The organism is Serratia sp. Ae19-1, assembly GCF_059801225.1.
On the sequence record NZ_JBCHWD010000001.1, the window covers coordinates 976774 to 1003379 of the forward strand.

25 protein-coding genes and 1 tRNA gene are annotated in these 26606 nt (G+C 60.6%); 8 read left to right on the top strand and 18 right to left on the bottom strand.

The window, feature by feature from the left end:
* Nucleotides 1–15: 15 nt before the first annotated feature.
* Nucleotides 16–1086 (top strand): fimbrial protein, encoded by a 1071-nt coding sequence (locus AAIE04_RS04695; RefSeq protein WP_498576580.1) that lies wholly within the window; start codon nucleotides 16–18, stop codon nucleotides 1084–1086.
* A 40-nt stretch (nucleotides 1087–1126) separates the two neighbouring features.
* On the opposite strand, the gene soxR is transcribed toward AAIE04_RS04695, so the two are convergent.
* On the bottom strand, nucleotides 1127–1603 hold the full coding sequence (gene soxR / locus AAIE04_RS04700) for a redox-sensitive transcriptional activator SoxR (RefSeq protein WP_019456251.1): 477 nt from the start codon (nucleotides 1601–1603) through the stop codon (nucleotides 1127–1129).
* A 145-nt stretch (nucleotides 1604–1748) separates the two neighbouring features.
* Between soxR and AAIE04_RS04705 the strand changes: the two genes are divergently transcribed.
* Nucleotides 1749–2834, top strand: coding sequence for an efflux RND transporter periplasmic adaptor subunit (locus tag AAIE04_RS04705; RefSeq protein ID WP_498576581.1), 1086 nt, complete (start codon nucleotides 1749–1751; stop codon nucleotides 2832–2834).
* Between the two features lie 10 nt (nucleotides 2835–2844).
* Entirely contained in the window at nucleotides 2845–5925 is a 3081-nt protein-coding gene (locus AAIE04_RS04710; protein WP_197667445.1) for a MexW/MexI family multidrug efflux RND transporter permease subunit, read from the top strand.
* 49 nt (nucleotides 5926–5974) lie between these two features.
* On the opposite strand, the gene AAIE04_RS04715 is transcribed toward AAIE04_RS04710, so the two are convergent.
* From AAIE04_RS04715 to AAIE04_RS04735, 5 genes are all read right to left on the bottom strand, one after another.
* A complete protein-coding gene (locus tag AAIE04_RS04715) occupies nucleotides 5975–6775 on the bottom strand; it encodes a DNA/RNA non-specific endonuclease (RefSeq protein WP_498056344.1) in 801 nt (266 codons plus the stop codon).
* A gap of 153 nt (nucleotides 6776–6928) precedes the next feature.
* The gene (locus AAIE04_RS04720; RefSeq protein WP_498576582.1) at nucleotides 6929–8389 is read right to left on the bottom strand and encodes a TrkH family potassium uptake protein; all 1461 of its coding nucleotides are present in this window, start codon (nucleotides 8387–8389) and stop codon (nucleotides 6929–6931) included.
* 127 nt (nucleotides 8390–8516) lie between these two features.
* Nucleotides 8517–8831, bottom strand: coding sequence for a hypothetical protein (locus AAIE04_RS04725; RefSeq protein WP_016928271.1), 315 nt, complete (start codon nucleotides 8829–8831; stop codon nucleotides 8517–8519).
* A gap of 236 nt (nucleotides 8832–9067) precedes the next feature.
* Nucleotides 9068–9667: an NAD(P)H:quinone oxidoreductase gene (wrbA, locus tag AAIE04_RS04730; protein WP_274985322.1), complete on the bottom strand. Its 600-nt coding sequence runs from the start codon at nucleotides 9665–9667 to the stop codon at nucleotides 9068–9070.
* Nucleotides 9668–9745: 78 nt separating this feature from the next.
* The gene (locus AAIE04_RS04735; RefSeq protein WP_498576583.1) at nucleotides 9746–10393 is read right to left on the bottom strand and encodes a LysE family translocator; all 648 of its coding nucleotides are present in this window, start codon (nucleotides 10391–10393) and stop codon (nucleotides 9746–9748) included.
* 68 nt (nucleotides 10394–10461) lie between these two features.
* Here AAIE04_RS04735 and AAIE04_RS04740 point away from each other — a divergent pair, with 68 nt between their 5' ends.
* Entirely contained in the window at nucleotides 10462–11385 is a 924-nt protein-coding gene (locus tag AAIE04_RS04740) for a LysR family transcriptional regulator (RefSeq protein WP_498576584.1), read from the top strand.
* Here the strand turns inward: AAIE04_RS04740 and AAIE04_RS04745 are convergent.
* Both AAIE04_RS04745 and AAIE04_RS04750 read right to left on the bottom strand, forming a co-directional pair.
* The gene (locus AAIE04_RS04745; protein WP_498576585.1) at nucleotides 11369–11839 is read right to left on the bottom strand and encodes a helix-turn-helix domain-containing protein; all 471 of its coding nucleotides are present in this window, start codon (nucleotides 11837–11839) and stop codon (nucleotides 11369–11371) included. The two genes, AAIE04_RS04740 and AAIE04_RS04745, sit on opposite strands and share 17 nt — an antisense overlap.
* A gap of 117 nt (nucleotides 11840–11956) precedes the next feature.
* Nucleotides 11957–12532, bottom strand: coding sequence for a helix-turn-helix domain-containing protein (locus AAIE04_RS04750; protein WP_211130289.1), 576 nt, complete (start codon nucleotides 12530–12532; stop codon nucleotides 11957–11959).
* A 67-nt stretch (nucleotides 12533–12599) separates the two neighbouring features.
* Here AAIE04_RS04750 and AAIE04_RS04755 point away from each other — a divergent pair, with 67 nt between their 5' ends.
* Nucleotides 12600–13523, top strand: a complete 924-nt coding sequence (locus AAIE04_RS04755) for a DMT family transporter (RefSeq protein ID WP_498576586.1) — start codon at nucleotides 12600–12602, stop codon at nucleotides 13521–13523.
* A gap of 50 nt (nucleotides 13524–13573) precedes the next feature.
* On the opposite strand, the gene cycA is transcribed toward AAIE04_RS04755, so the two are convergent.
* A complete protein-coding gene (gene cycA, locus AAIE04_RS04760) occupies nucleotides 13574–14974 on the bottom strand; it encodes a D-serine/D-alanine/glycine transporter (RefSeq protein ID WP_498576587.1) in 1401 nt (466 codons plus the stop codon).
* 349 nt (nucleotides 14975–15323) lie between these two features.
* Here cycA and AAIE04_RS04765 point away from each other — a divergent pair.
* Nucleotides 15324–15399 (top strand) — tRNA-Lys (locus tag AAIE04_RS04765).
* 220 nt (nucleotides 15400–15619) lie between these two features.
* On the opposite strand, the gene AAIE04_RS04770 is transcribed toward AAIE04_RS04765, so the two are convergent.
* The gene (locus AAIE04_RS04770; RefSeq protein WP_498576588.1) at nucleotides 15620–16123 is read right to left on the bottom strand and encodes a DedA family protein; all 504 of its coding nucleotides are present in this window, start codon (nucleotides 16121–16123) and stop codon (nucleotides 15620–15622) included.
* A gap of 74 nt (nucleotides 16124–16197) precedes the next feature.
* Nucleotides 16198–17511 carry an MFS transporter gene (locus tag AAIE04_RS04775; RefSeq protein ID WP_197667450.1) on the bottom strand — a complete coding sequence of 438 codons (1314 nt, stop codon included), beginning with the start codon at nucleotides 17509–17511 and terminating at the stop codon, nucleotides 16198–16200.
* 369 nt (nucleotides 17512–17880) lie between these two features.
* Between AAIE04_RS04775 and AAIE04_RS04780 the strand changes: the two genes are divergently transcribed.
* On the top strand, nucleotides 17881–18183 hold the full coding sequence (locus AAIE04_RS04780) for a putative quinol monooxygenase (protein ID WP_198635433.1): 303 nt from the start codon (nucleotides 17881–17883) through the stop codon (nucleotides 18181–18183).
* Nucleotides 18184–18300: 117 nt separating this feature from the next.
* Here the strand turns inward: AAIE04_RS04780 and AAIE04_RS04785 are convergent, their stop codons facing one another.
* The 7 genes from AAIE04_RS04785 to AAIE04_RS04815 form a co-directional block, all read right to left on the bottom strand.
* Nucleotides 18301–18855, bottom strand: coding sequence for a hypothetical protein (locus AAIE04_RS04785; RefSeq protein ID WP_498576589.1), 555 nt, complete (start codon nucleotides 18853–18855; stop codon nucleotides 18301–18303).
* Complete coding sequence (locus tag AAIE04_RS04790) at nucleotides 18839–19405, bottom strand: GNAT family N-acetyltransferase (RefSeq protein ID WP_498056335.1); 567 nt, start codon at nucleotides 19403–19405, stop codon at nucleotides 18839–18841. The genes AAIE04_RS04785 and AAIE04_RS04790 overlap by 17 nt, the downstream gene beginning before the upstream one ends.
* Nucleotides 19406–19529: 124 nt before the next feature.
* A complete protein-coding gene (locus AAIE04_RS04795; protein WP_498576590.1) occupies nucleotides 19530–20249 on the bottom strand; it encodes an enoyl-CoA hydratase/isomerase family protein in 720 nt (239 codons plus the stop codon).
* Nucleotides 20242–21414, bottom strand: coding sequence for an MFS transporter (locus AAIE04_RS04800; RefSeq protein ID WP_498576591.1), 1173 nt, complete (start codon nucleotides 21412–21414; stop codon nucleotides 20242–20244). Before AAIE04_RS04800 ends, AAIE04_RS04795 begins: the two co-directional genes overlap by 8 nt.
* A complete protein-coding gene (gene hemA, locus AAIE04_RS04805) occupies nucleotides 21411–22622 on the bottom strand; it encodes a 5-aminolevulinate synthase (RefSeq protein ID WP_498576592.1) in 1212 nt (403 codons plus the stop codon). Before hemA ends, AAIE04_RS04800 begins: the two co-directional genes overlap by 4 nt.
* Nucleotides 22623–22637: 15 nt before the next feature.
* Nucleotides 22638–23849 (bottom strand): acetyl-CoA C-acyltransferase, encoded by a 1212-nt coding sequence (locus tag AAIE04_RS04810; protein ID WP_498576593.1) that lies wholly within the window; start codon nucleotides 23847–23849, stop codon nucleotides 22638–22640.
* A gap of 9 nt (nucleotides 23850–23858) precedes the next feature.
* Nucleotides 23859–25388: a 3-hydroxyacyl-CoA dehydrogenase NAD-binding domain-containing protein gene (locus AAIE04_RS04815; RefSeq protein WP_432525338.1), complete on the bottom strand. Its 1530-nt coding sequence runs from the start codon at nucleotides 25386–25388 to the stop codon at nucleotides 23859–23861.
* A 347-nt stretch (nucleotides 25389–25735) separates the two neighbouring features.
* On the opposite strand from AAIE04_RS04815, the gene AAIE04_RS04820 reads away from it, so the two are divergent.
* The gene (locus tag AAIE04_RS04820) at nucleotides 25736–26452 is read left to right on the top strand and encodes a LuxR family transcriptional regulator (RefSeq protein WP_025160334.1); all 717 of its coding nucleotides are present in this window, start codon (nucleotides 25736–25738) and stop codon (nucleotides 26450–26452) included.
* Nucleotides 26453–26606: the final 154 nt, after the last annotated feature.

Here is a 26606-nt window from a genome sequence, read left to right on the forward strand (position 1 = left end):
AGGATAATCGAACCTATGATCAGGCTGATTTCTTTACTGCTGCTGTCCGGGCTGTTCAGCGGCTATGGCTATGCTTCCTGCTATGGCAAAGGAGCGGAGTTTGCGCCCCCGATTTTCGTTGATCTCTCCGACAAGCTGAGCGCCAATACGCCGGTCTGGGAGGCGCAATATAATACCCAGTACACCGGCACATTTAACTGCAGCAAGTCCAAAAGCAACTTTTCCTACACCATCAAGCTTTCGCCGAAAGATTCGCAGGCCGCGATTTTCGGTTTTAACAACGGCCAACAGTGGGTCCGAGCGGAAATCACCAACAAGATAAGCGACAGAACGTTGAGGGGGCGCGGGGAACACTCCGCGTCAGAGTTAAACTCGCCGATGACCATTCGTTATTCGCTGGTGCAAAAACCCAAGGATGGGCGGGTGGTGCCGGGCGATACCTTGATGCTTGATGACGTTTTACTGGTGAGCGATGTGACCGGTATCGGCATTCTGGAATTGCCGTTCTGGCTGCTGGAACAAGTAGGGAAACTGCTCACCTGGTTGCTTACCGGCAACTGGCCTTATGACGATCGCGACATGTACGGCCAGCCGATGAACATCAAATACGCGCCGAAAACCACCACCTGTCGTTTCGACAATGCCGGCCTGACGGTCAGGTTGCCCAAAATGGGCGTGGCGCAGGTGCTGAATAACAGCCAACCCGGCTACACACCGTTCTCGCTCACCATCAGCTGCCAGAACATGCAGCAGGAAGGCATCGCCGATCGCGCCGTAGAGATGTTCCTGTCCAGCAATAACCTGCTGGCCTCTGACGCCAGCGTACTGACCAATGCCAATGCGGGCGGTGCGCAAGGGGTGGGGCTGCGGCTGGTCAAGCGCGACATGCCGAGCTCGCCGGTGGTGTTGTCGCCCTCCAACGTCGATCGCGGCGGCGCCACCTCGCTGTTTCACGTCGCCGCCGGCGGCAGTCTGAACAGTCACTTCATCATCGGCATGGGCGCTTATTATTACCCTTATCAGCGCGATGGCGTCACGCAGGGGGAAATTAACACCTCGGCCACGTTGAACATCATCTATCCCTGAGAGGAATGGGCTGGGAAGCACCGGTGAGCCGCCGTCTCGCTCATCGGTCCTTTCCGGCGCCATGTTCGAGAATCTGTGCGCCGGTGCCCTGTTGGCCCAGAATATCGTTTGGGTTACGCAGCGGGCAGTCGGCAAGCGACAGGCAACCGCAGCCGATGCAGCCGTCGAGATGGTCGCGCAGCATGGTCAGCCGTTGAATGCGCTCATCGAGCGTTTTGCGCCAGGCGGAGGACAACACGCCCCATTGCTCCGAGGTCAGCTTGCTGCCGGCGGGAAAGCGGCCCAGCGTGGCGCGGATCTCCTCCAGCGGAATGCCTGCGCTTTGCGCGATCTTGATCACCGCGATGTAACGCAGCACCACCGGCGTATAGCGGCGCTGGTTGCCGGCGTTGCGCGTCGCCTGAATCAGCCCCTTGCTCTCGTAAAAGTGCAAAGCGGACACCGCTACGCCACTGCGTTTCGCCACCTCTCCCACGGTCAGCAGCCGATAGTTGTCAATCGGTTCATTTCTTGCCATTCCACATCCCTTAGCTTGACCTCAAGTTAACCTGAGGTTTTATAGTGCAGCCAGCCGGGCTTGGCAACCGGCATCTCTCGTCACCTGCCTGCGCTGCGTCGGGGGAAGGATGGCTTTGGCTGTAAAATCAGGAAGAAACCGTTACATGATGAAACGATACCTCATTATTGCCGCACTGTTGGCGGCGGTCGCCGTCGCTGCGGTAGCGATGCGCTCCACCGCCCGGCAAAGCGAAGGCGCGCCGGTCTATCCGCCGGTAAAAGTGGCGCTGGCGTCGGCCCTGCGTGAACAAACGGCGCGCAGCTATGCCGGCGTGGGCGAGCTGGAAGCGGCCAGCCAGGTGGAGGTCGCGGCGGAGACCAGCGGCCGCATCACGCGCATTCTGTTCGAGTCCGGCCAAACGGTGCGTCAGGGGCAACTGCTGGTGCAGCTCAACGATGCGGTCGAGCAAGCGGAGCTGGTGCGCCTGCAGGCGCAGCTGCGCAATGCCGATCTGCTGCTGGGGCGCATGCGCAAGCTGATGAACCTTAACGCCACCGCGCGGCAGCAGTTGGACGATGCGCTGGCTGAACGGGATATGGCGCTCGGTGCGGTGCAGGAAACGCAGGCCAAAATCGCCCAGAAGGCGATCCGCGCGCCGTTCTCCGGCGTCATCGGCATTCGCCGCGTGCATGAAGGGCAATACCTCAACGCCGCCGAGGCGGTGGCCAACCTGGTGGATGCCGATACGCTGCGGGTCAATTTCTCGCTGGACGAACAAAGCAGCGCCGGGTTGGCGTTGGGCCAGGCGGTATCGGTGCAGGTCGGCGCCTATCCCGATCGCGCTTTCCCCGCCGTTATTACCGCTATCGATCCGATGATCGGCAAATCTCGCACCGTACAGGTGCAGGCGACGTTGACTAACCGCCAGGGATTGCTGAAGGCCGGCATGTACGCCGGCATTCGCGTCACGCAGCAACAGCGCGTGGCGGTGCTGACGGTACCGGAAACGGCGCTGACCTATACGGCGTACGGCGATACCGTGTTCGTCGCGCAGCAGGGTGAAAAGGGCATGGTGGTCAAGCGCGTCTCGGTCACCGTGGGCGAACGCAATGACGGGCGCGTCGAGATCGTCAGCGGTCTGCAGGAAGGCGAGCGGGTGGTGACCTCGGGCCAGCTCAAACTGAGTGACGGCATGGCGGCCGAGCCGGTGGCGCAGGATACCCTGAGCGCCGCCCAGGCCGGTTCCTGAGGAGAGACCGATGACATTTACCGATCTGTTCGTGCGCCGACCGGTGCTGGCGCTGGTGGTCAGCACGCTGATCCTGCTGTTCGGCGCGCTGGCGCTCAGCCAATTGCCGATTCGCCAATACCCGCTGCTGGAAAATTCGACCATCACCATCAGCACCGACTATCCCGGTGCCTCGTCCGAGCTGATGCAGGGCTTCGTCACGCAGCCGATCGCCCAGGCGGTGTCGTCCGTCGAAGGCGTTGACTACCTTTCTTCCTCGTCGGTGCAGGGGCGCAGCGTGGTGACGGTGCGCATGGCGCTGAACCGCGATTCCACCCAGGCGTTGACCGAGGTGATGGCCAAGGTCAATCAGGTGCGTTACAAGTTGCCGGAGCAGGCATACGATCCGGTTATTGAGCGTTCCGCCGGTGAAGCCACCGCCGTGGCCTATGTCGGTTTCTCCAGTAAAACGCTGTCCACGCCGGCGCTGAGCGAATACCTGACGCGGGTGGTGGAGCCGATGTTCACCACCATCGACGGCGTCGCCAAGGTTGAAGTGTTCGGCGGGCAAAAAATGGCGATGCGCCTGTGGCTGGACAGCGATCGGCTGGCGGGCCGCGGCCTGACCGCCGCCGACGTGGCCGACGCGGTACGGCGCAACAACTATCAGGCGGCGCCGGGCAAGGTGAAAGGGCAGTATGTGGTCGCCAACGTGCGGGTGAATACCGATCTCACCAGCGTGGAGGAGTTTCGCAATCTGGTGGTGCGCAACGACGGTAACGGCCTGGTGCGCTTGAAAGACGTCGGCACCGTGGAGCTGGGCGCCGCGGCCACGGAGACCAGCGCGCTGATGGATGGCGAACCGGCGGTGTTCCTCGGCGTCTTCCCCACGCCGACCGGTAATCCGCTGGTGATCGTCGACGGCATTCGTCACCTGATGCCGGCGATCGACAAGATGCAGCCGCCGGGCGTGAAGATGGCGCTGGCGTTTGAAACCGCGCGCTTTATTCAGGCCTCGATCGATGAAGTTGTGCATACCCTGCTGGAAGCGCTGGCGATCGTAGTGGCGGTGATCTACCTGTGTCTGGGATCGCTGCGCACCGTGTTGATCCCGGTGGTGACCATTCCCTTGTCGATTCTCGGTGCCGCCGGGCTGATGCTGGCCTTTGGCTTCAGCGTCAATCTGCTGACGCTGCTGGCGATGGTTCTGGCGATCGGTCTGGTGGTGGACGACGCCATCGTGGTGGTGGAGAACGTGCATCGCCATATCGAAGAGGGGAAAACGCCGCTGGCGGCGGCGATGATCGGCGCGCGCGAGGTGGCGGGGCCGGTGATCGCCATGACTCTGACGCTGGCGGCGGTCTACGCGCCGATCGGCCTGATGGGCGGGCTGACCGGCGCGCTGTTCCGCGAGTTCGCGCTGACGCTGGCCGGCGCGGTGGTGGTGTCCGGCGTGGTGGCGCTGACGTTGTCGCCGGTGATGAGTTCTCTCCTGCTGCCCGCCAAACAGAGCGAAGGGCGCGTGGCGCGCGCCGCCGAGTGGTTCTTCGGCGGCCTGACGCGGCGCTATGCCCGCGCGCTGGATTTCTCGCTGCATCACCGTTGGCTGACCGGAGCGCTGGCGCTGCTGGTGATGATCAGCCTGCCGCTGCTGTATCTGATGCCGCAGCGCGAGCTGGCGCCGACCGAGGATCAGGCCATCGTACTGACCGCCATCAAGGCGCCGCAGCACGCTAACCTGAACTATGTCGAACGCTTCGCCTATAAGCTGGATGAGGTCTACAACCGCATGCCGGAAACCGAAAGCCGTTGGATCATCAACGGCAGCGACGGCACGGCGTCCGGCATCGGCGGCATCAACCTGACGCTATGGCAGGCGCGCCAGCGCTCAGCGTCGGCGGTGCAGGCCGATCTGCAACGGGCGGTGAACGATGTCGAAGGCACCAGCATTTTCGCCTTCCAGCTGCCCGCTTTGCCGGGCTCCACCGGTGGGCTGCCGGTGCAGATGGTGTTGCGCACGCCGCAGGACTACCCGCAGCTGTACCGCACCCTGGAAGAGGTCAAGCAGAACGCCAGAAACAGCGGCCTGTTTATGGTGGTAGACAGCGATTTGGACTACAACAATCCACTGGCGGAGGTGCACATCGACCGCGCCAAGGCCAACAGCCTCGGGATCCGCATGAGCGACATCGGCGAATCGCTGGCGGTGCTGGTGGGCGAGAACTACCTCAACCGCTTCGGCATGGACGGGCGCGCCTATGACGTGATCCCGCAGAGCCTGCGCGAACAGCGGCTGACGCCGCAGGCGCTGGCGCGGCAGTATGTCCGCACGCAGGACAATACGCTGGTGCCGCTCTCCACCGTGGTGTCGGTGGCGGTTAAGGTCGAGCCGAACAAGCTGACCCAGTTCAACCAGCAGAATGCGGCCACCCTGCAGGCGATCCCTGCGCCCGGCGTTTCGATGGGCGAAGCGGTAGCGTTCCTCGAACGGCAGGCGAATGCGCTGCCGGCCGAATTCAGCCACGATTGGCAGGGGGATTCGCGCCAGTATACCCAGGAAGGCAGCGCGCTGGCGTTCGCGTTCCTGGCGGCGCTGGTCATCATCTACCTGGTGCTGGCGGCGCAGTACGAGAGCCTGAAGGATCCGCTGATCATTCTGATCACCGTGCCGCTGTCGATCTGCGGCGCCTTGCTGCCGCTGGCGCTGGGCTACGCGACGATGAATATCTATACCCAGGTCGGGCTGGTGACCCTGATCGGGCTTATCAGCAAGCACGGCATTTTGATGGTGGAGTTCGCCAACGAGCTGCAGATGCATCAGGGGCTGGCGCGGCGCGCCGCGATTTTGCAGGCGGCGCAAATTCGTCTGCGGCCGGTGCTGATGACCACCGGGGCGATGGTGTTCGGCCTGATCCCGCTGCTGTTCGCCAGCGGCGCCGGCGCCGCCAGCCGCTTCGGTCTGGGCTTGGTGATCGTATCCGGCATGCTGGTGGGCACGCTGTTTACCCTGTTCGTGTTGCCGACGGTGTATACGTTGCTGGCGCGCGACCACGCGGTAGCCTCACCTCGTCAGCGCGAGTTGGCCGCTGCGCAAAAGGCGCTGACGGAGTAAGCCGCCGGCGCCCGCGTGAAAAATAAACCCGCCTCGGCGGGTTTTTTCGTCAGTTTTTGCAGCCCATCAACTCCGGCAGCACGCCGGGTTTGCTCTTCAGCGAAGCCTGCACGTCGTCCGGCAGGCCGGCCCAGATGATCAGACCGGTGCGTTTCTCAATTTCGTCCACCGTCACGCGGAATTGGCAGAAATCGGCGCCCTTCGGCGTGTTCTGGTCGAACAGGAAGGCGGCGTAGTGGTTTACCGCCGGGCTGTTGTTGATAAAAATCACCTTCCAGTAGGCGCTGGGGATGGTGTGCGCTTTCTGGGTGCCCGGCAGTTTGCCCATATCGCGTTCATACAGCGGTCCGGTCACGGTATAGACCGAAGAGATGTCGGCGCGATCGATCAGCTTGCGTTCCTGGTCTTCCAGCCGTGCCCAGGCGCCCTGGTTCAGATCGGACTTTTGCGGCGTGATGTTGGACAGATAGTTCAGCGATTCCCAGTCGGAAACGCCTGCCAGCGAAGCCAGCGGTGCCTGATGGCCGCGATCGACCTTCAGCGCCGCGTTGGCGCCGGTGTAATCGGCGGGCGCCAGGGTATCCGCCGGATTGAGCGCCGGATCGGTTTTCCAGTTGCGCGTCTTGCCGCTGGCTGGCGTGTCTTTGGTGATGTGATAGGCCACCCAGTTGGCGAACTTGGTGGTGCTGTTGTTATTCAATGTATAAGCATGACGCACGATCGACACGTTGCTGCTGCCGCCGGTCGGGCAGCCGACCGCGCAGTTGTCGATGGATTCGAGCGTGTCGGCCGACGCCTGTACGGCGAACAGCAGGGCGACCAGGGCCAACATCTTGTTGTTAAAGCGCATATTCATATCCTCAATAAGTTAAAATGCACTGTATATATTTACAGTGAATTAAACTTATCGCAGTGAAACGAATACAACAATGCAACATATGTGTGTTGTGAATGTGTCAGCGATAACCGAGCGAAACGGTGGCTTCATGCCGGGTTTGTCCGCTTAAAAACGCCAAAACGCGCGTGAACAAAGGATCAGCATCGGGTAGATCTCGAGGCGGCCAAGCAGCATGGCGGCGCACATCAGCCATTTCGCCGCGTCGTTCAACGTGCCGAAGCCGGCGGCGGTTTCTCCATATCCCAGCCCCATATTGTTGATGCAGGCGGCGACGGTGGCGAAAGCGGTGACCAGATCATAGCCCATCAGATTCAGCAGCCAGATAAACAGGCAGGTGAACAGCACGTAGAGGAAGAAAAAGCTCCAAACCGAGCGCAGCATCCGATCCTGGATCGGCGCATTGCCGACCTTGATGGTGTACAAGGCGTTAGGATGCACCAGCTGGTTGATCTCGAGCCGGCTTTGCTTGTACATGATCAGAAAACGCAGCGCTTTAATGCCGCCGCAGGTGGATCCGACGCAGCCGCCGAAAAAGCTCGCCGCCAGCAGCAGCATGATGGTGTGGGACGGAATTTTGGTGTAATCGGCGATGGCCAGACCGTTATCGGTCATCATCGAACTGGTGAGGAAAAAACCGTGCACGAAGGCGTCCTTGACCCCGTACATGCCCGAACGATACAGCTCGACGCACACGATAGCCACGACGATGGCCAGCACCAACAGGAAAAAGCGCAGCTCGGGGTTCCGGTACAGCGGTTTCAGGCTGCGGCGGCCGACGGCGACGAAATAGAGCGTGAAGTTCACCGCCGCCAGAACAGAGAAAATGCCGCCGACCATTTCCACCGCCGAACTGTCGTAGTACCCCAGGCTTTCGTTGCGGGTGGAAAATCCGCCGAGCGAGACGGTAGAGATGCCGTGACACAAGGCATCGAACCACGGCATGCCCGCCAGGCGGAAGGCGACGGTGCAGGCCAGCCCCAGGCCAAGGTAGATCAGCCACAGGTTTTTCGAGGTGTCGGCCAGCCGCGGCGTCAGGCGCTCCTCTTTGAATGGGCCGGGCATTTCCGATTGATAAAGTTTGGCGCCGCCGATGCCCAGCAGCGGCAGCACGGCCACCGCCAACACGATAACCCCCAGACCGCCGATAAAATTGAGCTGAGAGCGATAGTAGAGGAATGATTTGGGGACGTTGGAGACGTCGTTCAGCACCGAAGCGCCGGTGGTGGTGATGCCGGAGACGCCCTCGAACATCGCGTCCACCAGGCGGACGTTCAACGTGTCATCCAGCCACAGCGGCAGGGCGCTGATTGCGGAAAACAACAGCCAAAACATGACGATGATCAGGAAACCGTCCTGGGTGCGCAGCTGCACTTTCGACTGCCGGGTGCTGAACCAGCCCAATCCGCCTAGCGTGGCGGCGAGCACCAGGGTATAGAAAAACGAGAAGGCGCTTTTTTCTTTATACAGCAGGCCCATCAGCAGGGGCGGGATCATTGAAAGGCTGTAAAGGAGGACTAAAAAGCTGCAAAGATGAATAACGACCAGGGTTTGTTTGGTTTTGACCATGCTGTTGCTCGGAGTGCCCGCCGACGATGCGTCAATTTATTGAAGTGTATCAAGCATAAAGCAGGCGATATAAAAATAACGTAAAAATTCATATCGCCGAATAAGCATGGCGTGGAGGGGGAGAACGCTATTCCAGCAGATCGTTGACCGTGCGGCGCACATAGTGCGTCATTTGCGCCAGATCGTCCGGCGACACCGGGCCGCCGCCGGCGCGCACCACCTGCTGTTCGATCTGGGCGATCTCCTGCTCGACCTTGTTGGCGATCTGCACTTTGACTATCTTGTCTACCGAAGACAGCAGCACCTTCAATACCACTTTCAACGCGATGTTTTCGCAGAACGAGTCGTAATGATGAACCGGCGGCGGCGGGGCCGGAGCCGGCTCGGGCGCGCGCGGAGCCAGAGCTTTGAAGCTGTCTACATTTTCAATAATAAGATCCATGTCTCTTATTAGTTCATCAAAATCTTTAGACACTGACTTATTCCCTTCGCTGTGCGCAAAAAACAGAACGCCCGTCCTCAGGCTGAAAGCCGATGAGCGACGGGCAGAACGAATTCGGGCCTGGCCTTCATACGCTGAATGGCCGGGGGAGGGGCATTCTAACCTTGCGGCGGGTCGGCAACAAGATGGGGCCGTGCGAATGCGCGGCCCTTTGAATCACGGGTGCGGGAGGGCGCTTAACTTTTCAGCTTGGCGGTGATTTTCGCCACGTGCTCGCCCTGATAGCGGGCGATGGTCAGCTCTTCGTTGCTCGGCTGCCGCGAACCGTCGGCGCCGGCGATGGTGGTGGCGCCGTATGGGGTGCCGCCGCGCACCTGAGAAACGTCAAACAGCTCCTGCGTCGCATAGCCGATCGGTACGATGATGAAGCCGTGGTGCGCCAGCGTGGTCCAGGTCGAACTGATGGTCTGTTCCTGGCCGCCGCCGGTGCCGGTGGAGGAGAAGACGCTGCCCACCTTGCCGTACAGCGCGCCGGACGCCCATAGGCCGCCGGTCTGATCGAGGAAGGTGCGCATTTGTCCGGCCATATTGCCGAAGCGGGTCGGCGTGCCGAAGATAATGCCGTCATAGTCCGCCAGCTCTTGCGGGGTGGCGACCGGCGCCTGCTGGTGTTGCTTGCCTCCGGCCTTGGCGAAGGCTTCCGGCGTCATGGTTTCCGGCACGCGTTTAATCGTCACGTCCACGTTATCGACCCGATTTGCCCCTTCGACCACCGCCTGCGCCAGGCGTTCGATGTGGCCGTACATTGAGTAATAAAGCACCAACAGTTTCGTCATGTTCCGTACTCCCTCTCAGATGATTAACAAAAACCCCTGATAAGCATAGAAGCGAATGACGAACTTGGCGTCGCGGCGTTACTTGATGCCGGCGATCGCCAGTAGGGCGCCAAAGGCGATCAGCAGCCCGCCAAAGGTGCGATCGATGCCGCGGCGCAAACGCAAAAAGCGCGCATTGACCCCCGGCGCAGAAAATAGCAGCGCGACGGCGGCAAACCAGAAGATATGGACGGCGGCGATAAAAAGACCATAGCCAATTTGCACGCCGAGCGGGGTGTGCGGAGAAACCACCTGCATGAACAGGCTGACGACGAAGATGGTGGTTTTCGGATTCAGCGCATTGGTTAAAAAACCGGTTTTCAGCGCCGCGAAATCGCTGATGGCGGCCGGTGTCGTGGTGGGCGCGGCGTCATGATGCGCCGCGTTGCGCAGCAACGTAAAACCGAGATAGATCAGATAGGCGGCGCCGATGCCTTTAAGCAGGTTAAACAGCCAGGGCGACTGTTGAATCAACACGCCGACGCCAATCAGCGTATAGCTGACATGGATCAGCACGCCGGCGCCGATGCCGCAGGCGGTCAAGACGCCGGCGCCGATGCCGCAGGCGGTCAAGACGCCGGCGCGGCGCGAAAGCAATAGGCTGTTGCGCGAGACCATGGCGAAATCCGGCCCCGGGCTGATTACAGCGAGTAAAGTAATGGTGACGACAGCGATAAGTTCAGTCATAGTTATCCTTGCGATGTTTCTCGATAGAGTGACTGATTTATAAGAGTAATTTCCCTCGGTGACAAACGATGAATAGTGACGATATCGGTGAGAAAAACTCACGCAAAACCCGTAGGCCGCTGCCGCTGGGCGGTCTGCGCTGTTTTGAAGCCGCCGCGCGGCTGGAAAGTTTCACGCAGGCGGCACAGGGGCTGAATTTGACGCATGGCGCGGTCAGCCGGGCGGTGCGGGCGCTGGAAGAGGAGCTGGGCGTGGCGCTGTTTGAGCGCCGCCATCGGCGGGTTCTGCTCACGGCGGCGGGGCGCAAGCTGTTTCAGGCGACGCAGCAGGCATTCGGCATTTTGGATGCTACGGCGCTGGAGCTGCGCCAGCAGGCACTCAATGCGCCGTTGGTGTTGTCCTGTGAGCCGACCTTATTGATGCGTTGGCTGATCCCGCGCCTGCCGGCTTTTCAGCAGGCGCACCCGGATATCAACTTACAACTGGTGGCCGGCGGCGGGCCGTTTTCGTTCCATGACGGCATTACGGCGGCGATCAGGCGCAATGACTTTGATTGGGGAAAGCAGGTGCATAGCCTGGCGCTGTTTGATGAGAAAGTCGGGCCGGTGTGCCAACCCGAAGCGCTGACGAGGCTGACGGCCAGCGTGGACGGCAGGCAGAACCTGTGGCCCGACGCCAAATTGCTGCATGCCGCCACCCGGCCGGATGCCTGGCGGCACTGGGCGCAGCGGCAGGGGGTGACGTTGGCGGGGCATCCGGAGCAGCGTTTCGATCATTTCTATTTCAGCCTGCAGGCGGCGGTAGCCGGTCTTGGCATCGCTATCGGCCCGTGGCTGCAGGTGCGAGACGATCTGGCCGCCGGTTTGCTGAGCGCGCCGTTCGGTTTCACGCCCGACGGCAGCGGCTATTACTTGTTGTCGCCGCAGCCGATCGTGCCGGGCAGTGCGCTGGCCCGGCTGGCGGAGTGGCTGACGTTTACGGCAGGCGCCTGAGTTTTTGCGCCAGCCGCTGTTCCTGCCAGCGGCTGAAGGCATTGCGCAGCAGCAAGGTACGCACCGCCCGCATAACCAGCGCGAGGCTCATGCCGCCGATCGCCCACAGCGACCAGAGGTATTGCGGGTGAGTCAACTCGTTGATGGCGAACAGCAGCGTGCCAATCACGGCGAAACGCACCGCCATGCTCAGCAGTTTGCCTTCTGCCGCGACCTGGCGACGAATGCGCTGCTCTTCATCTACCTCACTCGGCGTCTCCGCCTGCGGCGGTGAGGTGAGATCGCTGACCTGCACCCCCAGCGCGGCGGCGATCGCGGTCAAGGTTTCCAGGCTGGCCTGTTCGCCGTTTTCAATCCGCTGTACGGTGCGGGTGCTGAGACCGGCAATGGTCGCCAGCTGCTCCTGCGACCAGCCTTTTTCCAGACGTAATGGCCTGATGCGGTACTTTTGCATGATGCACTCCCGAGTTCACTGTCACTGTCATCCAGTGTAGGGCGTGCGGGGTGACGGCGCCACGACAGCGGCACGACAGCGGCACGACATCCGCCGCCGGCGCGGGTTGGCCGGCAGTCAGAAGGCGACGTTGCGGATAAAGCGCAGGGGCAGGTCGCCGAGATTGGCGTAAGCGTAGCGTTGATCGCTGTTGAAGGTTTGCGCGGCGCCGGCGGAAAGGGTCAGCGTGCCTTGTTCCAGCTCCAGCGTCAGGGTGCCGGCAATCACATAGATCATCTCGCTCCAGCCTTCGGCGTCCGGCGCCGAGTCATAGCGCTCACCCGGCATCAGCGTCCATTCCCATAGCTCGGCCCGTTGGCGCGCCGGCACGCTGGCGGCGAACAGCGCCTGGCTGCCGGACTGCGCGCCTTGCCAGGCCAGTTCCCCTACCAGATGGCTGCCGCGCGCTTCCGGCGCCTGGATCAGATCGGTAAAGGAAATCGCCAGGGCGGCGGCGATCTTGTCGAGCACTGCCAGGCTGACGTTGCGATCGCCGGCTTCGATGCCCGCCAGCATGCGGCGGCTGACGCCGGAAAGCTCGGCCAGCGCCACTTGGCTCAGACCCGCCTGTTGGCGGTAACCGCGCAGATTGCTGCTCAGGTACTGCAGCACTTTCGGAGGATCGGTTTTCGCGTTATGCACCGTATTGCTCATCGCCGGACTTTATCTCATACTGGCAGGATCTGTGCATTATATTGCACTCAGCAGGAAGGGCAAGCCGGTGTCAGCAGCAAAAAAATCCTTTATTTCCGCCGTGGTTCCGCAAATCAGGTTGCCGGAAGCGGTGTTGATTTTCATCACCATGATCTGGGGCGGCACCTTTTTGGCGGTGCATCACGCGATGCAGGTCAGCGGGCCGTTCTTTTTCGTCGGTCTGCGTTTCGCCACCGCCACGCTGACGCTGACGCTGTTTTCGCTGCGCGTGCTGCGCGGCCTGACGTTGTATGAACTGAAGGCGGGCGGGCTGATCGGGCTGGCGATCATGTTTGGCTACAGCATGCAAACCGTCGGCCTGCAGACCATCACCAGCAGCCAGTCGGCGTTCATCACCGCCATGTATGTGCCGATCGTACCGCTGCTGCAATGGCTGGTGCTGGGGCGGTTCCCCGGCATCATGTCGTGGATCGGCATTCTGCTGGCCTTTACCGGGCTGATGCTGCTGGCAGCGCCGAGCAGCACCGACATGACGCTGAGCCTCGGCGAAATTCTGACGCTGGCCGGCACCCTTGGCATGGCGGCGGAGATCATCCTGATCGGCGCCTTTGCCGGCAAGGTGAATATCCGCCGGGTGACCATCGTACAGCTGGCGACCGCCTCGCTGACCTCATTCTTGATGATGGCGCCGACCGGTGAATCGCCACCGCCGTATTCGGATTACCTGCTGTACAGCGCCATTGGGCTGGGGCTGGCCAGCGCGTTGATTCAACTGACCATGAACTGGGCGCAGCGCAGCGTTTCACCCACGCGCGCTACGGTGATCTACGCCGGTGAACCGGTCTGGGCGGGCATCGTCGGGCGGCTCGCCGGTGAGCGTTTACCGGGCGTGGCGCTATTGGGGGGCGCGTTGATCGTGATTGGGGTGGTGGTCAGCGAGTTGCGCGTGCGGCGCAAGGATAAAGCGGCGGTGGCGACGGAAGCGGACTAGCGCCGAGACACAGAAAAACAAAGGGGCGGCGATATCCGCCCCTTTTTACATCAAGCGGTTTTCTTCTTGCGCAGGAACACGTAAGACAGGCCGAGCACGATGAACCACAGCGGGGTGATGATCAGCGCCTGGCGGGTGTCTTCGCGCAGCGACAGCAGCACCAGCACGAACGCGAAGAACGCCATGCACACCCAGCACATCAGTTTGCCGGCAGGCATTTTGTAGATCGACTTCTGGTGCAGCGCCGGGCGCTGTTTACGGTAGACCAGGTACGAACACAGGATGATGGTCCAGACGAACATGAACAGAATCGCCGACACGGTGGTCACCAGGGTGAAGACCGTCACCACGTTCGGGATCAGGTAAATCAGCACCACCCCGCCCAGCAGGCAGATGCAGGAGAAGGTGAGGCCGTTGGCCGGCACCGCGCGCTTGGACAGGTTGGCGAACGACTTCGGCGCGTCGCCTTCCAGCGCCAGCCCGAACAGCATGCGGCTGGTGGAGAACACCCCGCTGTTGGCGGAGGAGGCGGCGGAGGTCAGCACCACGAAGTTGATTACGCTGGCCGCGGCCGGCAGGCCGATCAGCACGAACAGTTCAACGAACGGGCTCTTGTCAGGCACCACGGAGTTCCATGGCGTCACCGACATGATAACGATCAGGGAGAACACGTAGAACATGATGATGCGGATCGGAATCGAGTTGATGGCGCGCGGCAGCGACTTCTCCGGATCCTTGGTTTCCGCGGCGGTGGTGCCCACCAGCTCAATGCCGACGAAGGCGAATACGGCGATCTGGAAGCCGGCGAAGAAGCCGCTGATGCCTTTCGGGAACATGCCGCCGTCATTCCACAGATGGGTGAATGAGGCCACGGTTCCGGTCGGCGACTGGAACTGCATGGCGATCATCACCAGCCCGGCGACGATCAGCCCGACGATGGCGACGATTTTGATCATCGCAAACCAAAACTCCATTTCGCCGAACATCTTCACCGTCGCCAGATTAAGGCCGAGCAGCAACAGCACGCACAGCAGTGAAGCGATCCACTGGGAGAGTCCCGGGAACCAGAACTGGGCGTAGGCGGTGATCGCCACGACGTCGGCGATGCCGGTCACCACCCAACAGAACCAGTAGGTCCAGCCGGTGAAGAAACCGGCCCACGGGCCGAGCAGGTCCGCGGCGAAATCGCTGAAGGATTTGTACTCCAGGTTGGACAGCAGCAGCTCGCCCATGGCGCGCATCACGAAGAACAGCATAAAGCCGATGATCATGTACACGAAGATGATCGAGGGGCCGGCCAGGCTGATGGTTTTACCGGAACCCATAAACAGGCCGGTGCCGATGGCGCCGCCGATGGCGATCAGTTGAATATGTCGGTTAGTGAGGTTTCGCCGTAGATGATCTGCTGAGGCGGGCGTCGCTTCAGTCGCTATTTTAGAGTGATCTACCATCTGATGATGTCCTGTTTTACCTGTCATTAGTGAAGTCGCGAGCTCTGAAGTGGCTCTTTTTTATACATTTATCCGGTTGGCCCGGCTTTAGTAAGGTAGTGCAATAACGCCACCTTTGTGCAACATGTTTACAACATTTATACGCGGGATAAAAGTCGATCAATCTTTACACGGAGGAGGCAAATCGGACGTTCAGGGAGCGGAAGATTACTCTTCAAAAGAGGGGATTAACAGACCTTATGCGGCTTATCTCGTTGATTAAACAAAGGGTTGTAAATTTCGCATGAGAAAAAGTAATGCGTGTAAGCGTTTGACAGCGGCTGAGGCGAGGAGGACAATTTACCTCGTTGGGTCGTTAGCTCAGTCGGTAGAGCAGTTGACTCTTAATCAATTGGTCACAGGTTCGAACCCTGTACGACCCACCAACCAAATCAGCGTGTTACGCTCAGACTTTTCTTCGTTTCTTCCCGCATTGCGCCGTTTTAAGCGCGCATTCTGCAAAAAAATTCGCATTTTTCGACTGATGTTCAGAAAGGTGATCTGGCGCAAACTGCAATGTTGCACCGGACTTTATACGGCAAGGAAGGCTGTGCGCTAGCGCAACGTCGGCGTAGGGGCGGGCCATTTGCCCAAGAATCTTTCAGGTCAGGAAACGGGGAATAAATGCGCAGCCGACATCAAAAGCAGCGCCCAGACGGCGGCCGAGAGCGCGGCGGTGGCATAGACGCGCCGCACCGGCAGTTGCAACATGCCGGCCATCAGCGGCACGGTGTAACGCATCACCGCCAGAAAACGCGAGGCGAACAGCAGCGGTAGCCCGCGTTTTTGCAAGGCGTTTTGCGCTTTGCGCAGCGGAGCGTGAAAGCGCACCGGCAGCTGGCGGCCAAGATCCCGGTGGCATAGCAGCGCGCCGCAGTGGAACGACAGAATCGATCCCAACGCGGCGCCGAGGGCGATGGCCGCCCAAACCGCGCCGATGGGCAGCGCATGCTTGCCCGCTACGATGCCCAACAGCAGCGTGACCGAGGCGGGCGGCAAGACGGAAGACACTACGATCACGGATTTACCCAGCGCAAACAGGAAAATCAGCAGCAGCAACATCTCCGGTTCCGGGCTGTATTTGGCGATAATGTGCGTCAATTCATCCATTTAACACCTGCGGGTGAGGAGGCTGAGTGTCAGTGTCACATCCACAGGTTCAATAATGGCTAAATAACGCGCCGCTATCCGGCAATCTCTGCGTCTGGTTTGCTCACGTCGGCACGCCGATGTTTGAGCGCCCATAATAGCGCGGCGCACAGCAGTGAAAAGGCGGCCAGCACCAGCGGCCCGGCATGCGGGCTGTTGAAGCGCTGTTCCGCCTCGGTGCGGATAAGCGGAGCTAAAAAGCTGAATGCGGCGCCGAGCGTGGTGCAAAAACCGATGCCGGCCGCCAGCGCCGGGCCGGTCAGCACCTGGGCGGGAAACGTCCAGAAAATCGGCTGTACCGCCAGGAAACTTACCGCGCAACAGCTCAGGGCGACGATAGCGAGCAAAGGGCCGGCATAGGACGAGACCACCAAACCCAGCGCTGCCGCTACCATGCAGCCGACGGCGATCGGTAATCGTCTGGCGGTTTTTCTGTCGGCATAGCGCGGCAGGAAATAGACGCCCAGCGCGGAGAATGCCCAGGGAATGGCGGCCACCAGCGAGGCCTTGAAGCCAAGATGGGTGCCCATCAGCGAGGCGACCTGCGACGGCAGGAAAAACATCAGGCCGTATACGCCGATCTGCAGGGTGCCGTAGATCAACGCCAGATGCCAAACTTTGCCGCTGCTCATCGCCGCTTTGACGCTGCTGGTTTCGGTCTGCTGCTGTTCATCGGCCAATTGTGCCACCAGCGCCGTGCGTTCTTCCTCGCTCAGAAAGCGCGCCTGCCGTGGATTATCGTCGAGATAGAAAAAGGCGAAAACGCCGAGGACGACGGCCGGCAACCCTTCCAACACAAACATCCAGAACCAGCCGGGTTTACCCAACACGCCGTGCATCTCCAGCAATGCCCCCGACAGCGGTGAACCAAGCGTCAGCGCCGCCGGCACGCCGAGCACGAAAATGCCAATGACCGAGGCGCGAACCTTATTGGGAAAATAGATCGACGCCAGCAGCAGGATGCCGGGGTAAAAGCCGGCTTCGGCGATCCCCAGCAGAAACCGCAGGACGATAAATTGCTGTTCGTTGGTCACCAGCCCGGTGCAGGCCGATAACGCGCCCCACAGCGCGGTGGTGGCGCTAAGCCAGCGTTTGGCGCCCCAGCGATTCATCAACAGGTTAGCAGGGATGCCGAACAGCGCATAGGCGGCAAAGAATATCCCGGCGCCCAGGGCAAAGGCGGATTGCGACAGTGCGATATCGATGGCCATTGCGTCTTTGGCAAAACCGACGTTAACCCTGTCGATAAAGGCGATGAAATACATGGCGAACATCAATGGCACCAGTCTGCGCCAGGTTTTGCGGATGGCGGCATTGAGCGCAGGGGCGGCATAGGTGGCGTGATTCACTGGCGTTAACCTCTCTTCTGAGAATGACAAACGTCGGTCACAAGACCGTCTGGCGCCGTCGCTGATGACATCGGATTTTTTTCGTGCCTTTAAAGGTCTAAAGGACTAATGGTCAGGCCTTTAAAGGCGAAAAAACGCCGCGCAGTGCGTCGGCATATCGCAGCAGACATCACCATGGTGAATGGTGTGTTGCTTTTTTGTTAATCAAAAGTTCACACAGGGCTGTGGCGTGTTCAAGCGCTTTGATCGAGATCTGTGTGCGCTATCACCGAATTGAGAACTCGGTTAGAGGCCTGGAGAGCGTCGCTTTCTTCTCGTGAAGGGGAAAGATAAGGTGAAGCACGACAAAACGGAATGCAGGAGTGCGACATGCTGAAGGTCATTGCTGAAGATTTTATTCATCCGGAACACATTGAAACCGTCATGCCCTGGTATCGTGAGCTGGTGGAAAAAACCCGACAGGAGCCGCTGTGCATCAGTTATGACCTGTGCATCGATCAGCAGGATCCCGGGCATTTTATTTTTATCGAAAGCTGGCCGGACCGCGCCGCTCTGGATGTGCATTGCCAAACCGAGCATTTCACCCGGCTGGTGCCGCAGATCAATCAGCATCAGCGCAAGCCTTGCACCTTCCTGTTTATGCAGGTATTTCCGGGCCTAAACGACGGCTAGATGAAAAAAGCCCCGCAGGGGGGCGGGGCTAATGGCTTCTCAATGCATGTTGTAGTGGTTAATAAATAACCTTTCCGATCGCGTTATGCTTTGAGAATGCTCCTAAACACATTCGCACTATGAATGGTTTTGCGGCATGACCTCGCTGGCGGTTTTGATGGCGCGCAACATGCGGCGGCGTATCAACCCGCTGACCAGGCGAATGGTATACCAGTAGGGAGTAAACCGCCGCCGGCTGGCGTCGTCGGGGCAGAAGATGCGCGTTTCCGTCACCAGACGGCAACGGCCGTCCGGCAGCGGGCTCACGGCATAGCCCAGCGCCAGTTTGGCGACGCCGGGCTGCGCGAAGGCCAGAAATTCCGGCCCGTCAGCGACCTGTTTCAGGCCGTATTCGGCCTGCCAAAAGCGGCCGATCAGGCCATAGACCAACGCGCCTTCATCTTGCTCGAGCAGGCAAAAGTTATGCAGGCCAAACGGCGGCGGGCTGGGTTTATTGCGTGGCATCAGACGCGCGGGCAATTCGCGCAGCGCTATCATGCTGCGGAAAAAGCGATCGTGCTTGGGATCGTAAGCGACCACGGCCGCCAGGACCCGGGCCTGCGGCGCGGCGATGGCGATCGCGTGCCGCTCCGAGAACTGGTATTGCCTAAGGTATTTATTCAGCAGCTTCATGTTTTGCAGCTTCCCGCCATTCGCTTTGCAGCAGAGCGAAACCGAATTCGTCGCCCCATGCGCCTTTGAAAAACACGTTTTGCCGCCAACAGGCTTCACGACGAAAACCAAGATTGCTGAACAGCGCGGCGGCGCGAAGATTTCGCGCGTCCACCACGGCGGTAATGCGGTGCTTCGCCAGCGGCCCGAACAGCAGGGCGATGGCTGCGCTCAGCGCCTCGCGCGCCTGACCTTGCCGCTGATGAGCGGGATCGAAGGTCACGCCCAGCTCAGCCTGGCGTCCCTCATCGAAAAAATGCACTGCGACATCGCCCAGCAAGGCGCCGTCCTCGCGGCGTTCGACCGCCAGTTGAAACCAGCTGTCGTCGCGGTTGAAGGGGAGCTGCTGCTGCTGTTCGAAGAAGGCCTGGGCGTCCGCCGCGTTGTAGTCGCTCCAGCTCTGGTAGCGCGCCACGTCGGGATGATTGCGGTAAGCGGTAAAATGGGGCAGATCGTCGGCCGTGAACGGGCGCAGGATCAGCCTGGGGGTCAACAGAGGCAAATGGCGCATTGTTTTTCCTTATCAGCGCATTAGGGCAACGGGCAGTGTAGCTTAGCGTCGAGAGATGGGCTGCGTAAAATGAGCTGTGGAGGAGAGGCGGGAAATGCCGACTCAGGCGAGCCGGCAAGGAGGATTAACGCCGGGCGGCCGCCTGGCGCAGGCGCTCGACCGGCGCTTGTTGAAAGTCGAACGATGGCGCTTCGCGCTGCGTCAACCCCTGGCGGACGATGGCCTTGACGGCCAGGCTGGCGTCACGGTCTTTCCCGGCGATCTGCTCGGCGATGCGCAACGCTTCTTCCCGGGCCGAATTTGCGCTGATGCGGGAAATGGCGCCGTGTGACAACGCTTCCTGTGCGCTGACGGTTCTGCCGGTCAGCAGCCAATCCAGCGCCACGTAGGGCGAAACTCGCGTCGGCAAGCGGGCGCATCCTCCCTGGGCGGCGACTAACCCAAGCCCGGTCTCGGGAAAGCTGAAGCGCGCATCGCACCCGGCGACGATCAGATCGCACGCCAGCGCCAGCTCAAAGCCGCCGCCGTAGGCGATACCGTCAACGGCGGCGATGATCACCTTGCCGATCTGCGCATGGATCAACCCGCCAAATCCCTCCGGCGTGACGATGGGCAGTTCGCCCTGACGAAAGGCGTTAACATCCATGCCAGCGGAAAATACCGTCGGTTGACCGGCCAGGACGATAGCGCGCACCGAGTCGTCGCTGTCCGCCTGGCGCAGGTAGGTGCGGATCAGTTCGGCCATCTGCAGGTTGATGGCGTTCTTTTTTTCCGGCCGATTGAGGGTGATGACCGCAACCTGCGCGCCGTGGCGCTCATAAAGCACCGGCGGTGATTCACTCATCGATGGCCTCTCCCCGGAAAAAGAACAGCGTCAGCAGCAGGGCGATGGCGCCGAGCGGCAGCGAAAACAGCGGCAGATAATAGGCCGGCAGCGTGTAGAGCGTCAGGCCGCCCAGCATGCCACCCGCCGCGATGCCGGCGTACAGCACCGAGCTGTTGAGCGACACGGTCAAGGCGCCAAAGCGTTTCGACAGCGATAACAAGTGGTGCTGGATCGGCACCAGATACATCCAGCCGGTAATGCCCCAGACCAGAAAGATAACCAGCACCCACCAGGGCGAGGTGACATAAAAGGCCAGCAGAAACAGGGACAGCGTCTGGATCGCCACGGAAAACAGCAGCACGAATTTGCTGCCGAGGGCGTCGGTCAGCGCGCCGGAGGCAAAATTGCCGATCACCGCGCCAATGCCGAACACCAGCAGCGCGAGGGGCAGGATCGCCTCCGGGCCGAACTGGGTGTTTTTCAATAATACGCTGACGTAGCTGTAGACGATGTGCTCCGAGCAAACGGCAAAGAAGGTGATCAGCAGCGTGGTCAGCACCGCCTTTTGCCGCAGCGGGGCAAGCCGCTCTTTCAGCGAATGCTTGCCCGGCGGCGCAATGGCGCGCAGCGCCAGCGAAAGGCCGAGCAGCGCAATCACTCCCAGCAGGGCGATGAACAGGAAGATTTCGCGCCAGCCGATCAGTTTGGCGAGAAAGGTGCCGAACGGGATGCCGAGCGCGATGGCCAACGTCATGCCGCCATAAACGATGGAAATGGCCAGGCCGCGGCGTTTTTCCGTCACCAGCCCCACCGCGGCGGCGGCGGCCTGCGGCGTATAGCAGGCCGCGCCCAATGCTGCCAACACTCTGCCGAACGAGATCTGCAGGTAGCTGGTGGCCCAGGCGCAGGCCAGATTGCCGGCGATGAACAGCACCAGCGCCAACTGCAGAATATGCTTGCGGTTGACGTTGCCCAGCAGCCAGGCGGTCAGCGGCGCGAACAGCATATAAGCCAGCGCGAATACCGATATCAACTGCCCCGCTTGCGCGGGGCTGACGGCAAAGGTTTCGGAAATGTCGCTGAGCACGCCGGCGACGATAAAGGCGTCGGTGCCGATGGCGAAGGTGCCGGTCGCCATCAAACAGAGCGTGACCAGATGGCCGTTATAATCCGCTAACTTCATCCCGCCCTCCGCAGAGCGTTCGCCGCCCAAACCTGTCCCAGCGCCGCCAGAAACGTTTCCACGTCGGCATGGGAGTGCGCCGAGGTCGGCGTCACCCGCAGCCGCTCGCTGCCGGCGGGCACCGTCGGGGCATTGACCGGCTGCACGTAGATATCATGCTCGTCGAGCAGCACCTGACTGATGTGCTTGTTGCGGTGCGGATCGCCGACCAACAGTGGCAGGATATGGCTGTCGGCCGATACCAGCGGGATGCCGGCGGCGCGCAGGCCGGTTTTCAGGTGATCGACGATCGCCAGCAGGTGCTTGCGCTGGGTGTCATGCCCGAGGTTGTATTTGAAACTGGCCAACGCCGCAGCGACCACCGGCGCCGGTGACGAGGTGCTGAACACGAATGCCGGTGCCCAGCTGCGCACCGCCTCCACCACCGAGCGGGGCGCGGCGATATAACCGCCCGCTGCGCCGTAAGACTTGCCGAATCCGCCCTGAATAATGGTGATTTTATCCAACAGGCCCAGCTGTTCGGCGTAGCCCAATCCCCGTTCGCCGTACACGCCGGCGGAGTGGATCTCGTCGAGATAGGTCAGCGCCTGGTACTGTTCCGCCAACGCCACGATCTGCGCCAGGGGAGCAAAGTCACCGTCCATGGAATACAGCGACTCGAAGGCGATCAGCTTTGGCCGCGCCGGGTCGGCGGCCTGCAGCAGCTCGGCGAGGTGCGCCACGTCGTTGTGGCGGAAGATCTTTTTCTCCGCTTTGCTGTAGCGGATGCCATAAATCATCGAGGCGTGATTCAGTTCGTCGGAGAACACGATCAGATCGGGAATGGCGTCGCACAGGGTGGACAAGGTGGCGTCGTTGGCGCCGAAGCCGGTGGTGAACAGCAGCGCCGACTCTTTGCCGTAGGCGCTGGCCAGCAGCGTTTCCAGCTCGCTGTGATAAACCGAGGTGCCGGAAATGCTGCGGGCGCCGCAGGTACCCAGCCCGACGCGGTTAACCGCGTCGGTGGTGGCCAGCAGCACCTTGGGATGGTGGCTCATCGCCAGATAGTCGTTTGAGCACCAGACGTTGAGACGACGCTCGCCTTGTTGCCCGTGACGGGTGGCCCAGGGTTTGTCCTGCACGCCGCGCTCAAGATTGAGGAACTCGCGAAAGCGCCCCTGTCTTTTGGTTTCTGCCAGCTTTTCTTCAAGAATGTTCAGTACGCTCATAGCATATTCCTTGTGTTAAACGGCTTTAAGGCTTAATGACAGACCCTGACCGACGCCGACGCACATCGTCACCAATGCATTGCCGGCCTGCCGATCGCGTAATTCCAGCGCCGCCGACAGCACCAGACGCGCGCCGGACATCCCCAGCGGATGGCCGAGTGCGATGGCGCCGCCGTTCGGGTTGACGCGTGCGTCGTTGGCGTCGATGCGCCAGTGTTTCAGCGCCGCCAGCACCTGTGAGGCGAACGCTTCGTTAATCTCGATGATGTCGAAGTCGTGCAACGTGAATCCGCCGCGCTGCAGCAAACGTTCGGTGGAGGCGATCGGCCCCAGCCCCATCAGCGCCGGTGAAACGCCGGCGGCCGCGCTGTCGCCGATCTCCGCCAGCGGTTGCCACCCCTGGCGTTTCACGTAGCGGCCGGAGGCCAGCAGCAGTGCGGCGGCGCCGTCGTTGATGCCGGAAGCGTTGCCGGCAGTGACCGAGCCGCCGGCGGAGAACGCCGGTTTCAATGCCTGCAGCTGTTGCAGCGTGCTGAGGCGGGGGAATTCATCCTGTGCGAACAGGCGGGTGGTTTTACGATCGGCCGGCACTTCCACCGGCGTGATCTCCCGCGCCAACCGGCCGCTGTCGATCGCCCTGCGGGCCTTTTGCTGCGAGGCCAGCGCGAACAGATCCTGTTCCTCACGCGAGATATGCTGTTGTTGGGCCACGTTTTCCGCCGTGATGCCCAGCGGATCGCTGCCGTAGCGTTCCGCCAGACGCGGGTTAACGAAGCGCCATCCCAGCGTGGTGTCGTACAGCTTTACCCCCTTATCGAACGGCGTTTCGCTTTTGCTCAGCACATAGGGCGCGCGGCTCATGCTTTCCACGCCGCCGGCCAGGATCAGTTCGCTGAGGCCGCTGCGAATTTTCGCCGCGGCGTAAATCACCGCATCCAATCCGGAGGCGCAAAGGCGGTTGAGGGTAATGGCCGGCACCGACTGATCCACCCCGGAAAGCAGCGTCGCCATGCGGGCGACGTTGCGATTGTCTTCACCGGCCTGGTTGGCGCAGCCCAGCACCACTTCGTCCAGACTCGCCTCTGCCGCCGGATGGCGCTGCAGCAGGCTGCGAATGATGGTCGCCGCCATATCGTCGGGGCGGGTCTGCGCCAGGCTGCCGCCATAGGCGCCGATCGCCGTGCGCGTGCCGTCGATCAGATACACACCGTCATCTTTAATGCTCATCGTTGATCCTTAAGGCGTGGTGGTCAGCGCCGGTTGGGCGGCGTGCAGAAGGGTGTAATGCGGCGCATAGCGGGCCGCGTGCAGCAGCTGCGCCAGGTTGCTCAGCGTCGTCCTGACGTTTTTCTCCCCCAGGCGAGTGAGCCAGCCGAAAATGCCGTCGGCGTAGTTCACGCCGGCGACGGCGGCGACATCGATGTCTTCCCGGCTGCAGACGCCGCTTTCCACCATGATCACCGACTCGTTGATCAGGCTGCTGAGGACGCGGGCGACGATCAGCGCCGGGGAGTCCTTGATAAATTCAACCTGCGGAAGCGCGGTGTGCAGCAGGCGTAAAAACAACGCCTTATTAGCCGCAGAGGCGTGGCGGCTGTGCGCCGCCACCAGATACGCCGTGTCGGCGTAGTTCAGGGCGACATCGACCACAAAGGCGTCCGCCGCCGTCTGCTCGGCCAACTGATTTGCCGTGCGGCCATCGGTGACGCTGACGGTGAAAGCATCATTGACCTGAATGGCCGCTCCCAGGCCCGACAAGGCCGGCCGCTGTTCTACGCGCAACTGCGGCCATTGCAGTGCGGCTCGCTGTTGCAGCAGGGTAAACAAAGGGTGTTCGCCGTAAATGCGCAGCGTCTCGACATCCGCCTCGACGGCGGCCTCAACCGGCGGGGCGGTTTCTTCGGCGGAAAAATAGGAGCGACCGTTCTTTTTCCCCAGCAGCCCGGCATCGACCAGCGAACGCTGCAGATGGCCGGGGGTATAGCGCGGGTCGTACTGCATGTCCTGCCAAATTTGCCGGCTGACCTGATAGTTGATGTCCTGGCCGATAAAATCGGTCAGCTCGAGCGGCCCCATGCGAAAGTGTCCGCCGGCCTTGAGGGCGCGGTCGATCTGCGGCGCGCGCGCCACGTGCTCTTCCAACAGGCGAAAGCCTTCCAGGTAGTAGGGGCGGGCCATACGGTTGACGATGAACCCCGGCGTAGCCTGGCAGACGACATCGCGTTTCCCCAATGCCGCCACCAGTTGGCGGCAAGTTTCAGTGGTGGCTTGGGCGGTAAAGTAGGCCGGAATGATTTCAATCAGCTTCATTAGCGGTGCGGGGTTGAAAAAGTGCAAACCGATAAAGCGTTCGCTGTGGGTCACCGCCGTTGCCAGCTTATTGAGCGACAATGAGGACGTATTGGTGGCGATCAGCGTGTCGGGTTTGACCGCCGCAGCGATGGCGGCCAGCACCTCGAGTTTGGCTTGCTCTTGCTCGGCGATAGTTTCGAGCACCAAATCGCTGTCGACGATAGCTTCAAACACCGATGAGAACTGCAGATTGGCCAGCACCGCGTCTTTATCCTGCGGCGCGAGCCTGCCCTGTTCGACCTTTTTGTCCAGGTCTTGCACGATATATTCACGAGCCTGAATGAGGGTATTGCCGTTGCGATTATAAAGCACCGTACGAATGCCTTTTTGCGCGAAAAGATAAGCGATGCCTCTGCCCATCGTTCCCGCGCCGATAATCGCAGCCGATTGAATTGCCGCATTACGTTCTGCCATAGAAAATCCCCGTCACTGTATGCCATGCGAAATTCGCAAATGCTTATTATCTCTTTGGATTTACGGCGGCACCGGGTGCCTGTGAGGAAAGTAATTGGCGGTGTGTTGGCTGTCTAACGGTAGAAATGACAGGTTTACGCGCCGGAGGGTTTATGCTATTCGCGTAGTTTTCCCGTGTAGCGTAATAAAAAGGCGTATTCTGAGGTCAATAAACGGGAGAATAGCTTTTTTCGTTATAGCCTTGGTATTTTTTATTATATGAAACGGCTACTGACGCCAGGCGGCGATATCCTATAGTGAGTCTGACCTATCGATAAATCGGCATCGCTATCTGGAGAACTCGCGTTATGGATACCCGCACTCAACGGCTCATGGCGGAGGTGATTGGCAGCTTAACCGATCGCGAACGTTTTCTGACGCAGCTGGGGCCCTGCGCCGAGGCGTTGGGGTTTGATTACTTCTCCTACATCGTTTTTTCCTGCTACCCGGCCAGCCGGCCCAAAATGCTGATCGAGGGGAATATCCCTGCGAGCTATCTCGAGGAATATCGGCGGCAGCGGGCCTATTTGCAGGATCCGGTCATCGAGCGCGCCCACCATTCCACGCTGCAGTTTCAGTGGGACGAAAGCTTTTATCACCAGTGGCCGGCGATGTGGCGGCGTATGGCGCAGTTTGGCCTGTGTACCGGTTGGTCGCAGTCGGTCAAGGATTGCTATGGTCGCCTCGGGATCCTGACTTTTGCCGGCAAGACGCTGCCGCAGCAAACGCCGCAAGCGCGCGCGGCCAACGAAACGTTTTTCCTTTGGCTGGCGCAAACCGCCCACAAAACGCTGCGTGAAGCGTTGATATCGGTGAACGACGAAGCGATAAAAGATGTGCTGACGCTGCGCGAGAAAGATATCTTGCGCTGGTGCAGCGAAGGGAAAACGGCGGAAGAGATCGCGTTGCTGATGGGGGTGAGCGAACGCACGATCAACTTCCATATCGGCAACTCGATTAAAAAGCTTTCTGTCGCCAATAAGACTGCGGCCACCGCCAAAGCGGTTTATTTACAGCTGATTTAACGGTGAGGAATAAATAATTAATCGCCTATCAGTTAGCGGCGCGGTGTTTATATTTTGTTAAATTAAACATTGTCCTTGTCAGTATTTACCCCCGATCACAAAAGTGCGATAAAGCGGTTCACCGCGCTGGTGCGCGGCAGTATTCTGTAGGCAC